Here is a 15258-nt window from a genome sequence, read left to right as displayed (position 1 = left end):
TTATTATAAAATCAACTATAAAAATTCATTAAAATATAAAGTGAATTACAAATATTATTAAACTATAAAAATGTATAAGATCTTTAATAAATTCTATTTCTCATTTTAAATATAAACCATATTCTGATATGATATATACATATCTAAAATACTAGCAAACAATAGTTATGGAGGTGTCCTTACATGACACAAGATTTATTGTTCATTACAAAACCTACTGTAACGACAAAAGAGGCAGCCGGCTTATTAGGAGTAACGGTACAAACAATTTTACAAAAAGAAAAAGATGGATTAATAGAATGTGTATATAAAGATAACTGGAAGCAATTCGGTAGTAAGATTTACTATTTAGAGGATATTGAACGTTTAAAAAATATTGAAGAGGTTGAAGGCTATAGCACAAAAGAAGCAGCTGAAATTCTCAATGTAGCACCATCCACAGTTTTTACATATATCAAATCTGGTAAATTACCTGCCTCAAAGATTGAAAAACGTGGAAAAGAAGTATATATCATTGATAAAGATGACCTTGAAACTTTTCAACTTACTTATGAAAAAACTACATCAAAAGAGCGAAAAGCATTCATTACTAAGATTCAAGAAGAAGATATATATTTATATCAATTATTAACACATCAACATACCGGTAAAACAGCTAGGGTAATAGAGATCAATGGAGCAGACGGCAAGATTCTTACAGAAGACGAAGAAATTTTCCCTCTATCCACTTATAAGGAACATGATTATTCCTTTGAGCCTTTTCATAAACAAGCGGTAATTACGAAACGAGGGTATTTATCTTTTTCATTTAAAAAACCTCAGCTATTTAATTCCATCACTTATAATCTATTAAATTTATTTTATAAAGAGCTAGGTGTCACAAATATGCGATTGAGTATTTCATCTGATACTATCAAATTAGAAATTAAACCTTTCGTATTACAAGTTGATCCATTGCAGTTTCAAGAGGAGATTAAATACTTACATTCTCATATGAAATCCGGCACGATCCTTCCACATGTAGAAGGTATTTACTTTAAAAGTAATGTAGATTCATTAACTTTTCATGCAGAACATGAATTTAAGCAAAAAATAGTGCAAATGGCAGCAAATGCAGGTATGGGACAGGAAGAATTCTTATTGCAAGCTGTAAAATCTTATATAAGAGATTTAGAACAACGATAAATATTTATTAAGAAGAAAAAGCGTAGGAATTTAATCTTTCTACGCTTTTTAAATTATTCAATTTAAATATTTATTTCCATGATATCACCACATGCACAAACAACTTAATAGAAATTTATATTATTCCTTCAAATAAATACAATCTGTGCAGCAAAATCATTTATACTAAATGAGCGTATATAGTCTAACATACTTAAAGGAGAATAGAACATGATAAAACATATACTCAGTTTCATTCTAGGAACAATTGTTATGTTATTTGGTTCCTTTTGCGTTATTCCCTACACTCTCGAAGCAATTGACAGTAATGTAAGATATATTACTCGTAACAAAAAATATTTTAGTAAGCTATATGACTATGACATTAACCTTTGGATGATTGCAATGGTTATATTTTGCATTTTTTCTGCGATTTCTGTTTTTATATTAAAGTTACCTAATTATAAGAAGAACAGAAGTACTCATATAAAAAAATATAGTCATACAAATCAGCGTAAAAAAGCAAAGAGAAGGCGTCGTAAATAATTGTTTTTTATAAAACAATATACATATTTTATTTTGGATAACATAAGAAGAAAATTGTGATACTCATTATTGGGGTAGTGTCACATGCCCATCAACTTAAGAAAACAGATTCACCCCAAAACGAAAAAATGAGCTTAATTCTCATATATAACTGTTGAGAGATAAAATTTTTGTTTTAGTGGTGCTTCAAAATTCAACATAATTTTGATTTTACTTTAATAATTGATGAGGCCCATGGAGTTTTTCCATGGGCTTTTATTTCCGGTATATCAACTTTTTACTATCAAGAGGATAAATAGAAATTTAGAATATAAGTAGTTTACATATTTTCAATGTTTTCCACTAACGTGTATTACCCACTTTTTACTCCATCAATTAAGTGTTTAATCTTGTTTAAGTGTTCAGAGAAATCATTTTTTCCTAACCAATTTTTATGATATTCAATACTCTCAAAAGTAGTCATCATAATTGCCTTTTTTTATTAATAGAACGGTGTCAACGACTGCTAATCCAACCAGGAATACCTTTTCTTAAGTAGTTTTTCAGCTTGGATAGCAACTAATTCATCTAATTTACCTGGTTTGGCAGTAAATACATTAATCCACACTTTGGCTTTACTAGATTTCCTCTAAATAACCTCTTTGAAATAAAAATCGCCTTTCCTACATTGAATAACATAGATATCCGGAAAGTTGATACTGAAATCTAGGGTGTTCATAAATACTTCGTCTATACTTCTAGATCCGTTTTACTTTCATTTTAATGGTGTTTCAAGCCCTTGACTTGATAGTGATGCGTATTCCTGTGAAATCTAATATACAAATAGCATCAATAAACTTGTAACAATCCCGACCCAAATGCAGAGAATGAAACAATAACCCATGATATCTTTAATTTTCAATCCCAGCACTCCTAAAAGAGGTAGTGCCCAGAACGGCTGAATCAAATTTGTCCATGCGTCCCCCCAGCCTACCGCCATAGCGATAGTAGCCGGATCTACACCTAACTTCAAGCCTGCCGGGACCTGCAGTGGCCCTTGCAAAGCCCATTGCCCCCCGCCAGATGGCGCTAATAAGTTCACCAATCCCGCTGACCAATATGTAAATATATCAAATGTATCCTTTGACGCAATGGATGCCATCCATTCAATGATTGAGCTTCCCAATCCTGAACTACCTAAAACAGCAATAATCCCCGCATAAAATGGAAACTGTAGGATAATTGGAGAAATGGATTGCGCAGATTCTTTGAATCCTTGTGCAAAGTTGCCAAGAGAACCATGCAGGAGCAAACCAAGTGATAAGAAAAACAAATTAATAATATTTAAATCTAAACTATGACCGTTTATGAATTCATAAACACAATACAACGTGCCGATTGCACCTAATACTATTCCTAGAACCGGTGTCCATTCCAGCTTTTCCGCAGTAGTTAAATTCTTTTGAGGAGGTTTTACAAAAGAATGTGTATCTGTTTCGAGTGCTTTATACCTGATAATCCCGCTTTTTGGAGCCATAAGTACAATAATAATTGGCATCGTGATGAATAGAGTGAAAAAAATAATTAGAGTAGAGTAACTAAAGATTGTTTGTGAGGTAGGAATAATTCCAATCATATCTACAAGAAAATGATCCTTTGTGGCAATTGTCAAGCCAATAGAACTAGAGAGACCAGCGCTATATAAGGCTGTCGGAGCATAAGCAGCTGCTACAAGTAATGGAAAATGTGCATTCGGATTCTTTTTCGCTACTTCCTTCGCAATGATCGCTCCCACAACTACCGCTAATCCCCAATTGATATAGTATGCAATTGCACTGATTAAAAATGTCATCGTATAAGCCTTTTGAGGTGTATCGGCTAACTTTGCAACTGACTGCAAGCCTCTATTAACAAACGGGACAGAAGCTAACGTCATCCCTGTAACCATTAGCAATACCATTTGCATTGTAAACGTTAAATAAGTCCAAAACCCATCCCCCCAGGATTTTACGATTTTGTACGGATTTGAGGGATTCATCAACAAAGCTATTATGAAAGTAAATAAAGTGAGCAGCACAGCAATAACAAAGGCATCCGGGACATATTTCTGAGACCATCTCGAAAATACATTTGCACACCGTGTAAGCAATGATTCTTTCTTTCCTGGATCTGTATTTGTCTCCAATAAGGAATGTTTCATAAATATTCTCCTTTCCAAATTTTCATAAAGTAAATATGAATAACATTCCACAAAAGAAAATAAAATCCTTTTGCACTTGCAAATTCTTCCCCCACTCGACTTAAGGAAACTTTTTATCTTTAGCTGCTATTTCCACCTCATAATTTACTTCTATATTTATACTAGAATAATTTAATTTTTATACATTTTTTATACATACCTGTCCTCTAATCTTAAATATTCTTTATGTTTAAATGTAAGTGAAATTATAATTTTCACCCCTTCATCATGACCATGATTATCCAACCTTAATGTTTTCCTTATAATTCTTCAAGTTGTCCCCTAGTTAACTATTAATTTTCACACTAGTAATATCGATATACAAGGAGGATCGCTGGTTCTGGTGTACACAACGACAGTATTTTTTTGCACCAAAAACTCCTTTTCCATACCGATCCCCCACTTTTTTTAGAATAATACTATCAATATGTCCAAGTTTAAGAGATTACTTGCAATTATCTTGAAGTTTTTGCACCAGAACCAAAAATAAGCCCAAAGAATTAAATAATTCTTTGGGCTTATTTTTAAAGTAATGTGGAAAATGACGCGCCCACATACATTAACGGCGACGTTTTCTCCTGTAATATTAGGGACAGTTGCATCACTTTATGTTGCCGAAATTAATTGGCTTTTATTTATTGCGATGATGCTTGCATGTTTAGCATTACAAATAGCAACGAATTTATTTAAAGAGTATTATGATTTCAAACGTGGATTAGATACCGCTGATTCTTTTGGTATTGGTGGCGAAATTGTCCGTCATGGTGGGATTTTCATTTTAGAATCTCCTTTATTTATTGGAAAATACTTTAAATTCAGGCACAGTAACAGTACTTCAATAATATTTCTTTTAGTTGTATAATTTTTATATAACTAAAATTGTTTATGTATCTATTTGTTTGCACCTGTTCTAAGTTCCCATTAGTTCTTCGTCAAGCTTCCCTAAAAATTGTCGTATCTATAGGGAAGCATGTAGATCCTTGCTATAAATATAAGTGTGGCTATAATAAATTTTTGAAGGAGATTCGAAATGGAAAAGACAAGTGACATATTATTATCTAAAATAGATACCTTAAATGATGAAGATCAAAAGGTATTAAAGAAACTTATTAGTAAATTGAAGTCGTTCGCTCATGCTCCACTAAATAGAAAACATTGTTTACGTATGACACAGTTTATTGAATCTCAAGAGGTAACACGACTTGTAGCAGATGTAATACAAACATATGAATTAAAACTGATGCCGAATAGTAGTTTTAATTCGTATGACGTTATCGGATATTATTATGGTATTTCATTACTTACATGTTGTGTTGTATTTGAGAAAGGTGATTATAATAAAGCATACGCTGTATTAGAGAATGGGGTCATTAAAGAAAATGCGAAGAATGCTCTTGTAGCTAAACGTGGCGGTGAGAATTACTATGTTATGGCACGTATACTTAATATTTTTAAAACGGATAAAGAGAGTATAGATATATTGTATACAAAACTATCAAATTATAACATACATTAACATTTCTCTACTCCAATGAATCAAAAAAAGAATCTACTTTTAAACAGATCTTTTTTGATTCATTTATTTAATCGCTGTAAACTGCAGTTCCATACTTAAAATATGGAGCATAAGCGCTAATGACTTCATTTCTACAGCATTTTTAATAATTAAATAATCTGGCCCAGACCAACCTCACCAATAATCCGGCTGGCGATGACTTTAATCCTGCCTAATCTCCATTCATACATCCATAAATTACACATTAGTTGAACTACCCCCACTTTCACTTCGTTTAGAAGAAGGGGCCTCAAGCTAAGATTTTGAGAACCCCTTTAACAAAAATTTCACCTTTTACAGCTATTTAAGGGTATTAGGGTCACTTTTTCCTTTTGGGGGAACAAAATTAATTTCTTAACTCGACAGTGATGTATGATGACCCCTATTAGGAAGAACGAAAAAATTTTTTCAGGGTAAAAATCAAGATTACAGCCAAATTTTTGCTAATTGAGAAACTCCTTCTATTATCTTTTTTTCACATAAATTACCCAATCCAAGTTGAATATGGGGATATCGTGGTATGTAGTTCGAGAAATATTTTGAACAAGGATAAACTACAATTCCGTGTTCATATGCCCTTTCAATTAGCATTTTTTCACTCATTTCTGTTTTCACTTCAATAATAACGAAAATTCCGGAGTTACCACCTTTTATTTCAACATGATTCTTAAAATTTTTTAATAATTCCCTATTCAATAGATTCATTTTACGTTTATACAAAGCTTTCATCTTCCTTAAGTGTGAGTACCAATGTCCTTCATTCATAAAGGTCGCCAGTGTTCGCTGATGAATAGATGAGGATGTTTGCTCCAGCAAAGGGAGTATCTTTTTATATTCACTTGTTAGCCTCCTAGGCAAAACCATATAACTGACACGGATAGAGGGTAGCAGTGCTTTTGAAAAAGTTCCTAAATAAACCACCCTGTCATTAGAATCTAAACTTTGAAGCGATGGTATAGGTTGATGGATGTATCGAAATTCACTATCATAATCATCCTCAATAATATATCCTTCCACCCTTTTTGCCCATTGAATTAACTTTAATCTTTCATTGACGGGGATAGTCACTCCATATGGAAAGTGGTGAGTAGGAGTGACATATAAAAGTCTGGAAGGCGATTTTAAAAGGAGATCGACTTGGATGCCTTGTTTTTTTACCGGGATTGGATCAATGATAAATGATTGAAGAACAAAAAGTTCCCTTGCCACATTATATCCAGGGTCTTCTACTGCCAGATAATGATAGTCTTGCTTTAGCAACAGCGACAAAAGTAATAACAAGTGCTGTGTGCTACTGCCAATAATAATTTGTTCTGCAGAAGTATTAACTCCTCTTGATTGAAACAAGTAATCTGTTAGTACCTTCCTTAATTTAATGTCGCCTTGTTTTTCTCCGTATGAAAACATGCTAGAGTCTTTAATGACTTTGTTTGTAAGCATTCTCCATTTTTTCAAAGGGAAGTTTTCTTGATCCACTGTCCCAATCTTAAAGTCAATAGTTTTCGTGGCAGTGCGATTTGTTTCATGATGCTGTACTCTAATGGGTTCATAATTAAGTGTCTCATCCGATATAGTAGCCTCTACAAAAAATCCCTTTTTGTTCTCACTTCGAATATATCCTTCCGATTGCAGTTGTTCATAGGCTACTTGTGTTGTGTTTCTGCTGACCTCTAATTGGATAGCAAGTTGTCTAATCGATGGCAATTTTGTACCCTTTTCTAATTTACCAGATAAAATCTGAGTACGTATGTATTGATAAACTTGTTGGTACATAGGAGTGTTACTTTCTCGATTGATATTAAATATTAGTTCATTCATCATTGTAATACCTCATCTGTCATTTGTATTTATTGTAAACTGTACCTTTTAGAAATGACAGTATAAATGCATAATGAATTTAGAAAAACATTGATTTGGGAGAAAACTTATGACAATATTTATGTACATATTTTGTTTAATTGTATGGGGACTCAACTTTATTGCAGTAAAAATCCAAGGAACTCCTGTCAGCTTAGAATTATCCTTAACTTATCGTCTAGTTATGACAGCCTTTTTATTTTTGATTCTTGTTTGGTTCCTTCGACCAAGAGGGATGCCAACAAGAAAAGATATCCCATTTGTAATAGTTTTTGGTGTGTGTAACTTTGCATTAAGCTATTTATGCCTTTATTACGCCACAATTTTGAGTTCTGCCGCAATCGTAACATTGGTTTTTTCATTAAAAGTGATTTTGACCCCGATTACCCTTCGGATTTTTTTAAAAGAAGAGTTACATTCACGCGTTTTGGTTGGGGGGATTTTTGGTGTATTAGGCGTATGTATTCTCATCTATCCGAATTTGAACAACTTTCAAGGGTCCAATGACATAAAAGGAATTATGTTTGCGTTCTTAGGTACGCTTGTTACAGCAATAGGTGATGCCTGCTCGGCACGAAATGCAAGTCACAAGGTGAATCCTATCTATGCAAATGCCATTGGATTTACAGTGGGCAGTATATTGATGGGAGTAATTGTATTATTTCAAGGACAAGAATTTATATTTCCAACATCGTTTTCATATTTATTTGTGTTGCTATATTTAACTTTGGTTGCTTCATTTGTAGCATGGTTATTCTATTTAAAGCTTGTAGAAAAAATTGGAGGAGCTCGAAGTGGCTATATGGTTGCACTTTTCCCGGTAATTGGAGGAATAGCTTCCGTTTTAATCGGTGAGTCCGACCCATCATTGTATTTGTTTGCTGGTTGTTTTTCTAGTTGTATTGGCGCTGCTATCGCATTGGGGTTTAGAACTCGGAAGCAAGTTGCGAAGTTTGCTCTAAAAAGAGTTAATTAAGAAGGAATAAGTGTTGTGAACTTGAAAATAGAGCTCATTTATTTGGTATGCAAATCTTTAAAGAACATACACTGAATCTTTAGAAAAAGAAAAAATCTCACCTGAAATTAAACTTATATAACCTTAGCTTGATGGGCATGCGGTAGCACCAACAAAACGCGGATTTCGTACGTTATCAAGACCTAAATAAAAAAAAGATTAATAAATTAAAGGGCATAACATATTAGTCATATATAATATGTTATGCCCTTTGTTATTCGACAAACGCACCCGATAGTATCATAAAATACTAAGTCTATTACTACAAGTCGGAGGGTAACATTCCATATACAATACTATCTGTCCATTCATTTTTATTCCAAAAATCTTGTATGAAATGGGCTTCCTTTCTCATGCCTATTCGTTCACACAATTTTTGTGAAGCTGTATTACGTGCATCAAGATTAGCTTGTATACGATGTACATTTAATTCATTAAATAATTTAAATACCAAACTACTTACTGCTTCTGTTGCCAAACCTCTCCCAGCTACTTCATTTGAAAAACTATAACCAATCTCAACAGTGTCTTTCATATCTGTGTACCATACAGATAAATCACCAACTACTTTAGTCTTGTATATAACTGCCAAACTTAATAGTGATTCTTTAGTGAGTACATTGTTTGCTAGCTTCTTATTAAATCTTTTCTGCATATCTTCATGAGTCCACTTATTATGTAATAGGAACTTACATGTATCATCATTATTATAAATAGCAAATACATCCTGTAAATCAGTACTCTTAAAAGGTCTAATTATTAATCTTTCGGTTGTGATTTCCAAGTTAGCTCTCCTCCCTTACATTCATACTACAAAACATTTTTTATAGTATTTAAACCTCCTTCTTAGATTTTATCTTGATTACATTTTTCATCATAGAAAATTAAAATCCTTCTTTTACTAAACTGCATCGTTAGCTGCATAAGAAAAAGAGCTACAATCGCAGCTCTTAAATTACTATTGCATCAGTTAGTTGAATAACAAATAACATTATCTAATATAGTTTCTCCACTATCTTTTTCATATAAATTATAGCTAACAGGTGGACGGCCAATTATATACTTATTATCAGAAAATCCGACAATATCATCCCTCCCTAATCCTGTCGAAACACTCCAGACAAAAATAATCTGAAATATAAAATAAACAACAATACCACATAAAAAAAAAATAGGGTTGATTTAAAAAATAACTTTAAAGGTATCCTGCCCAAAAACATTCCCTCCCATTTCACCTCGGGATAGCAAGAACAAAACGTGAATTTTGTACGCTAAGGAACCGAATTTATTAGATTGTTGAAATCAATCCCCCGTCAGTGCCATAAGAAAAAGAGTTACCGCAGTAACCCTATTGCTTATAATACACGTCATTGGGAGAAGCTATGGATGAATAAAGTCAATCTATGAAATTTCCCACAATCTTTTAACCTCCACCAATTCCTGTCCATTGAATTCCATTCTATATATATCTGGTTTTGATGTCTGTAGTAAAAAATTCAAATCATACTTACTGTCATAATACTCCATCATCAAAGTCATAACAGCTCCATGAGTGCCTAATACTACTTTCTGTCCTCGATAGGTGTTTAATAATTCTTTTAAGACTTTTATAGCACGTTTCTGACAGTCGACATTAGACTCTCCTCCCATTAAAGCAAAGTCGGGATCTAAGAATGACTTTTTTATCAAAGGGAATAATTCTTTATCCGACATTCGTTCCTCTTCAGCAATAAAGATTCTCTCTTTTAAGTCCTCAAATACTAAAACTTCTTGTCCTATTTGCTTCGCTAACTGCTGAACAGTTAGAATTGAACGATTGTATGGACTTGAGATAACTACGTCGATTCCCTCATCTTGTAATGCATCTGTTATTCGTTGAACATCTAATTTTCCTTTTTCAGTTAATCCTCTCGTTTGTTCTTTACCAGATTTTGGTGAATCTCCGTGTCTCACCATATATATGAAAGTTTTCATAATTACCTCCAAGTTTTTAAGTTTCTTTATTCCATATATAGCTTATATTAATTTAAAAAAACTTTCCCGATGACCATAACTAATACTCACTATAAAGCCTTCTACATGCGATATCTTAAATACGTTTCTTTACAATTCCGTGAACGAAAATGTATTATGTCATAAAATAATAGAACACGTAAAAAAGAGTGCTAAAACAGACGCGTTCTGTTCTAGTTCTTTTTTCATTTTTTAATTAATAATTCGTTTGCATATTCACGAGCCCAACGATCGGCGTCTAATACTGTTTCTAAATCTGGATTTGCAATGCTATGATGAGCTTCAAGAGTGGAATAAATTGTCTTTTCAATATCAAAAAATGAAATTTCATTTTGTAAATATAGCGCATTTGCAATTTCATTCGCTGCATTTAATACAGCTGGTGTTGTACCACCAATTTTTCCTGATTCATACGCATAATGTAAGCAAGGGAATTTTTTGAAATTTGGTTTTTCAAAGTGTAGGCTAGCTATCTCTAGTAGGTTTAATTTTTTATAGTTTGATTGTAATCTAGTTGGATAATGGAATGCATATTGAATCGGCATTCTCATGTCAGGGGCACCGAGCTGTGCCATGATAGAGCCGTCAATAAATTCAACTAAAGAATGAATAACACTTTCTTTATGAATTAAAACATCAATTTTCTCATAAGGGATATCAAATAACCAACGTGCTTCCATGACTTCAAAGCCTTTGTTCATTAATGTAGCTGAATCAATGGTTAGTTTTGCTCCCATTAACCAGTTTGGATGCTTTAAGGCATCTTTAGCTTGTAAGATTTCCATTTCTTCGCGCATTTTATCTCGAAATGCACCGCCAGAAGCAGTAACAATAAGCCTCTCGATTTCTTGAGTATTTTCCCCATTTAAACATTGAAAAATGGCAGAGTGTTCACTGTCTACTGGAATTAAGCGGCAGCCGTTTTGTTTCGCTAAATCTGTCACAATATGCCCTGCCGCAACTAATGTTTCTTTGTTAGCAATTGCTATATCTTTTTTCGCTTTTAATGCTTCAATTGTTGGAAGGAGACCAGCGACACCGACAACTGAAGATAATACAAGATTAGAATCAGGGTGAGTTGCAACTTCAATTAATCCATCTGTTCCATATGTGACTTTTGTGTCCGTAGGAATTCGCTTCCGAAGAGCATCTGCTAATTCTTTTGTACTTACACTTACAATTCGAGGGTGAAATGTATATATTTGTTTTTCGAGAAGGTCAATATTGTGATTTGCTGTTAAACCAATAATTTTAAAATGTTCCGGATGAGAAGTGACTACATCTAATGCAGACGTACCAACTGAACCGGTTGAACCAAGAATTGAAATATATTTTACCATAATAATTCCTCCAAAGTTGTATAATCCCCTTTTACAAATCTATCCTACGATTCTATAGAAAGAATAGCGTATTTTTCATTTTAAGTATTATATTATGATGACATTTTATTCAATCTTTCCTGAGACTGACTATTAGTTCTAACGAACAAGCCATTATATAGGAAAAATGTCCCTATTATTACAATGATACTAATGTAAACAGACATCATCGTAGGAACCAAGAATGCACCGACGATAATAGTCATTCTTGCAATTAGATCCGCACCAATATCTGATAGACCCGCAAAAGCTGAATACGATCCTCTTTTATCAGCCGGAATCATATTAGCTTGTTCTGCATTTCTGATTGGGGAGTAGACAAGTTCACCAACAGTGGCAATAAAATTAAAAATAATCAGTACGTACCAAGTGTTTGCAGATGTTACTGTCACATAGCCTACACCATAGAGCACAAGACCTAAAAGTAACGCTTTTTTTCCACTTAGATGATCTGTAAATTTATTTACAATAAACGTTAAACATACTACTAAAAGCATATTTTGTATGTTAAGAATACTTAGCATCCTCACTCCTACTATTTCAAAGTTCCCAATGCTTATTGGATTGAATGTTTCTGAAAGTCGTACACCAATATAACTGTTTAAAGAAAACTCTGCCGCAAATATGCAGGTAGACCCTATTACAACTCTTAAAAATGCCCTATCTCGAATAGCAACTTTATAGTTTTGAATTAGATCAAGTACTATATTTCCCTTCCTTTTTTCTAAGCACTCTTTAACTTCTGCAACTAACCAAATTTTATAAGCAATCGGTAATGTAGCAGAAACAAAAGTCAGTAATATAAACAACTCTTTTTGGTGATTCATGTATAAAAAACCACCTAATGCTGCACCAATTGCCATAGAAAGATTCATAAGCCAATAGTCAATTGTATAAACAGCTTTTCGATTTTCTGGTGTAGTTGAGTCTATGATGATAGCTTGCATGGATGGGCGCCCAAGACTGCTAGTTATTATAAAACCTACATAAGCGATTGCAAATAACCAAATCATCTTATCTGTAGGATATAAGCTTAAAGTCATGAATAAAAACATCAAAGTACTAGAAAAAGAAGTTAACAATAAGATTTTCTTTCGTTGAAAGCGATCTGAAATGTAACCTCCAATTAAATTTGAAAAAAAACTTAAAATAACTGTTAAGATTAAAAATAACCCGGCCCATACTTTATTTATTTCTTGAGCAAAAAACAATGCCATGAAAGGCATTACTGCTGATGTAACAGCACGATTAAAAAACGATGTAATTAAGCGTACTTTTATATTTTGCTCAAAGTCTTTCCAATTCATCGTATCTCCTCCCTTTGTCTAATGTTATATTAAACTAGACTTATCAAACTAAAAATGGACATATTCAGAAAAACATGTCCACTTATAAAAGGAGATAGGAAAATGGATAAAAATTTACTTAATCTATGGCAATCATTTTCTTCAGGAAATATAAAAATACAAGACCTGGCAGATTTTTTAAATTTAAGTACAAAGCAAACAGTACGTTACTTACATAAATGGATGGATGAAGGTTGGCTGACTTTCATTTCTGGAAAAGGTAGAGGAAATTCCTCCTCTCTCCAATGGTTGAAAAATATAGAACAAATCTATGAGTCACAAGTAATGGAATTTATGGATCAACAACCTGTTGAAAAAAGTAGTAAATATTTACTATATAATTGGTCTCCAAACAGTAAACTACGCTTGATGACTAAGTTTCATTCAAAATTTGGCTATATACATAATTCGGATGATAAATTAATTATTCCAAGAAGAAAGCCCTTTTTAACAACACACCCGCTCGAGGCTACCGATGTACATAGTGCACATATTGTCGCGAACGTTTTCAATCGACTTGTTTATATGGATGAAAAGGGGAACATATTCCCTGAAATAGTTCACAGTTGGGATTTAACTCAATCTAAGCTTAGACTATATTTAAAAAAGTCTATAAAATTTCATGATGGATCCATCTTAACAGCGGCTGACGTGAAACTATGTCTCTCAAAACTACGTATTCATAAATACTATAAAGACTTATGGGCACCCATAGACAAAATAGAGATTGTATCACCATTAATTATTGATATACATTATCCAGATAGTTGTAGTTATTGTTTACAAATGTTATGCATGATAAATACAAGCATTTATAAAGAAAATAACGGCCAAATCATAGGAACCGGTGGTTTTTATATAGGGGAGAATAACCTGGAGAAAACATCATTGATAGCATTTCATGATTATTTTCAAGAAAGACCATTGCTAGATACAGTAGAATTCATTCAGGTCCCTCTAGAATTTGATACTATTTATCAATCTTCCAAACACCATAAATGTAATTCTACCTTTCAAGTAGAAAGGAATTCAGGTTTCGGTGTTATAATTATGAATGCTTGGCGTAATTCCTCAATTCAACACATAGATGTTCGTAATTACTTACATTCTATTATCGCTAACAATATGAATCATATTCATGAATATGATTCTCAAAAAATCCCAAATATTAAAAGCTGTTTGAAAGACATAGATCATCAAGTCAATATTCCAAAAAGAAAACGTCCCGAATTTAAAGAACCACTTATTATAAAAGCTACTCAGTATACAGAAGCGACAACAAAATGGTTAATGAATATCTTAGAAAAAGAAAATATACCTTTTCAAGTTAAATGGGTTCCATTTGAAAACTATCTTAGGGATGAAAAACTTAATGAACAAGTCGATCTTTTTATTCATGGTGAAGTATTCGAGATGAATCAAGAGATATCATTTTATTATTTTTTAACAGCTAGATATTCACCATTGGCTAAGGTTTTAAAAACAAATAAATCACTAAGAAACCACCTTTCTAAATACAAACATACACATTTTGAGGAGTGGGCTTCATTAAATAAGAATCTTGAAAAAGAACTGATAGAATCCTCTATTATGATTCCCTTATACTATGATACACGTCAAATTCCTTTTTCATCAGATTTAACGAATATTAAGATGAAATATTTTGGATATGTGGATTTTTCTCAACTTTGGATAAGACCTTTAATTTAAAATTCACAAGAAACCTAATCCACTTGTAATAATTATCACCCTATTTAATTTCCCTGATGCCAAAGGTGAATTTTTTAGGAGTACGGATTCATCGCTATCAGGTCAACTAAACTGGTATCTTAGAGTCATCAACTTAAACAATAAATAACACCATCTCCAGTTTTCAATATTTTGAAGGACTCACAAAACAAAATTATTATCTCTCCACAGTTATCTAAGAGAAGTTAGCTCGTTTTTTCGTTTTGGGGAACCATCGATTTCTAAGCTTGATGACGATGTGGCGAGACTTCTTAATATAACACCAATTTATCAGTAGTCGTATCTAGAAACCTAAAAAAGTCCATTTAGAAGATCTAAAGGGACTTTTCACTTATATAATCCTATCTATAGTTAAACAAATAAGATTGAATAAATTCAGAGGCCTTTGGACCTATACCCTGTTAACATAATATTTG

General features: G+C 32.8%; 11 protein-coding genes and 2 pseudogenes. 6 read left to right on the top strand and 7 right to left on the bottom strand.

Annotation, left to right across the window (positions count from 1 at the left end; genetic code table 11):
- The first annotated feature begins 183 nt into the window (after positions 1-183).
- Together BAQ49_RS29500 and BAQ49_RS29495 are read left to right on the top strand one after the other, a co-directional pair.
- Entirely contained in the window at positions 184-1185 is a 1002-nt protein-coding gene (locus tag BAQ49_RS29500) for a helix-turn-helix domain-containing protein (RefSeq protein ID WP_071748184.1), read from the top strand.
- 210 nt (positions 1186-1395) lie between these two features.
- The gene (locus tag BAQ49_RS29495; RefSeq protein WP_071748183.1) at positions 1396-1710 is read left to right on the top strand and encodes a hypothetical protein; all 315 of its coding nucleotides are present in this window, start codon (positions 1396-1398) and stop codon (positions 1708-1710) included.
- Between the two features lie 811 nt (positions 1711-2521).
- Here the strand turns inward: BAQ49_RS29495 and BAQ49_RS29490 are convergent.
- Complete coding sequence (locus BAQ49_RS29490; RefSeq protein ID WP_084667613.1) at positions 2522-3889, bottom strand: short-chain fatty acid transporter; 1368 nt, start codon at positions 3887-3889, stop codon at positions 2522-2524.
- A gap of 571 nt (positions 3890-4460) precedes the next feature.
- Here BAQ49_RS29490 and BAQ49_RS29485 point away from each other — a divergent pair.
- Positions 4461-4694: pseudogene (locus tag BAQ49_RS29485) on the top strand (1,4-dihydroxy-2-naphthoate polyprenyltransferase); the annotation flags it as partial.
- 264 nt (positions 4695-4958) lie between these two features.
- Complete coding sequence (locus tag BAQ49_RS29480; RefSeq protein WP_071748182.1) at positions 4959-5444, top strand: hypothetical protein; 486 nt, start codon at positions 4959-4961, stop codon at positions 5442-5444.
- Between the two features lie 465 nt (positions 5445-5909).
- On the opposite strand, the gene pdxR is transcribed toward BAQ49_RS29480, so the two are convergent.
- Positions 5910-7301 (bottom strand): MocR-like pyridoxine biosynthesis transcription factor PdxR, encoded by a 1392-nt coding sequence (gene pdxR, locus BAQ49_RS29475; protein ID WP_071748186.1) that lies wholly within the window; start codon positions 7299-7301, stop codon positions 5910-5912.
- A gap of 109 nt (positions 7302-7410) precedes the next feature.
- On the opposite strand from pdxR, the gene BAQ49_RS29470 reads away from it, so the two are divergent.
- Positions 7411-8316 (top strand): DMT family transporter, encoded by a 906-nt coding sequence (locus tag BAQ49_RS29470; protein WP_071748181.1) that lies wholly within the window; start codon positions 7411-7413, stop codon positions 8314-8316.
- 301 nt (positions 8317-8617) lie between these two features.
- On the opposite strand, the gene BAQ49_RS29465 is transcribed toward BAQ49_RS29470, so the two are convergent.
- The 5 genes and pseudogenes from BAQ49_RS29465 to BAQ49_RS29445 all read right to left on the bottom strand — a co-directional run bounded on the left by BAQ49_RS29465 (position 8618) and on the right by BAQ49_RS29445 (position 13054).
- Entirely contained in the window at positions 8618-9139 is a 522-nt protein-coding gene (locus tag BAQ49_RS29465; protein ID WP_071748180.1) for a GNAT family N-acetyltransferase, read from the bottom strand.
- Between the two features lie 194 nt (positions 9140-9333).
- Positions 9334-9569, bottom strand: a pseudogene (locus tag BAQ49_RS29460) (hypothetical protein); the annotation flags it as partial.
- Between the two features lie 187 nt (positions 9570-9756).
- On the bottom strand, positions 9757-10329 hold the full coding sequence (locus BAQ49_RS29455) for a histidine phosphatase family protein (protein WP_071748179.1): 573 nt from the start codon (positions 10327-10329) through the stop codon (positions 9757-9759).
- A 224-nt stretch (positions 10330-10553) separates the two neighbouring features.
- A complete protein-coding gene (locus tag BAQ49_RS29450; RefSeq protein WP_071748178.1) occupies positions 10554-11708 on the bottom strand; it encodes a 1-deoxy-D-xylulose-5-phosphate reductoisomerase in 1155 nt (384 codons plus the stop codon).
- A 92-nt stretch (positions 11709-11800) separates the two neighbouring features.
- Complete coding sequence (locus BAQ49_RS29445) at positions 11801-13054, bottom strand: MDR family MFS transporter (RefSeq protein ID WP_071748177.1); 1254 nt, start codon at positions 13052-13054, stop codon at positions 11801-11803.
- Between the two features lie 102 nt (positions 13055-13156).
- On the opposite strand from BAQ49_RS29445, the gene BAQ49_RS29440 reads away from it, so the two are divergent.
- Complete coding sequence (locus tag BAQ49_RS29440) at positions 13157-14803, top strand: ABC transporter substrate-binding protein (protein ID WP_071748176.1); 1647 nt, start codon at positions 13157-13159, stop codon at positions 14801-14803.
- The last annotated feature ends 455 nt before the right edge of the window (positions 14804-15258 follow it).

It is taken from the genome of Bacillus proteolyticus (genome assembly GCF_001884065.1).
Classification (GTDB): Bacteria; Bacillota; Bacilli; order Bacillales; family Bacillaceae_G; genus Bacillus_A; species Bacillus_A proteolyticus.
The sequence above is the reverse complement of the archived record's forward strand: the minus strand, read 5'-3'. Positions and strand labels throughout refer to the sequence as shown.

Bases quoted from the DNA above. Each gene is read 5' to 3' on its own strand.
- BAQ49_RS29440 (WP_071748176.1), top strand. From the start codon at position 13,157: ATGGATAAAAATTTACTTAATCTATGGCAATCATTTTCTTCAGGAAAT.
- BAQ49_RS29495 (WP_071748183.1), top strand. From the start codon at position 1,396: ATGATAAAACATATACTCAGTTTCATTCTAGGAACAATTGTTATGTTA.
- BAQ49_RS29480 (WP_071748182.1), top strand. From the start codon at position 4,959: ATGGAAAAGACAAGTGACATATTATTATCTAAAATAGATACCTTAAAT.
- BAQ49_RS29450 (WP_071748178.1), bottom strand. From the start codon at position 11,708: ATGGTAAAATATATTTCAATTCTTGGTTCAACCGGTTCAGTTGGTACG.
- BAQ49_RS29455 (WP_071748179.1), bottom strand. From the start codon at position 10,329: ATGAAAACTTTCATATATATGGTGAGACACGGAGATTCACCAAAATCT.
- BAQ49_RS29445 (WP_071748177.1), bottom strand. From the start codon at position 13,054: ATGAATTGGAAAGACTTTGAGCAAAATATAAAAGTACGCTTAATTACA.
- BAQ49_RS29470 (WP_071748181.1), top strand. From the start codon at position 7,411: ATGACAATATTTATGTACATATTTTGTTTAATTGTATGGGGACTCAAC.
- BAQ49_RS29500 (WP_071748184.1), top strand. From the start codon at position 184: ATGACACAAGATTTATTGTTCATTACAAAACCTACTGTAACGACAAAA.
- pdxR (WP_071748186.1), bottom strand. From the start codon at position 7,301: ATGAATGAACTAATATTTAATATCAATCGAGAAAGTAACACTCCTATG.
- BAQ49_RS29490 (WP_084667613.1), bottom strand. From the start codon at position 3,889: ATGAAACATTCCTTATTGGAGACAAATACAGATCCAGGAAAGAAAGAA.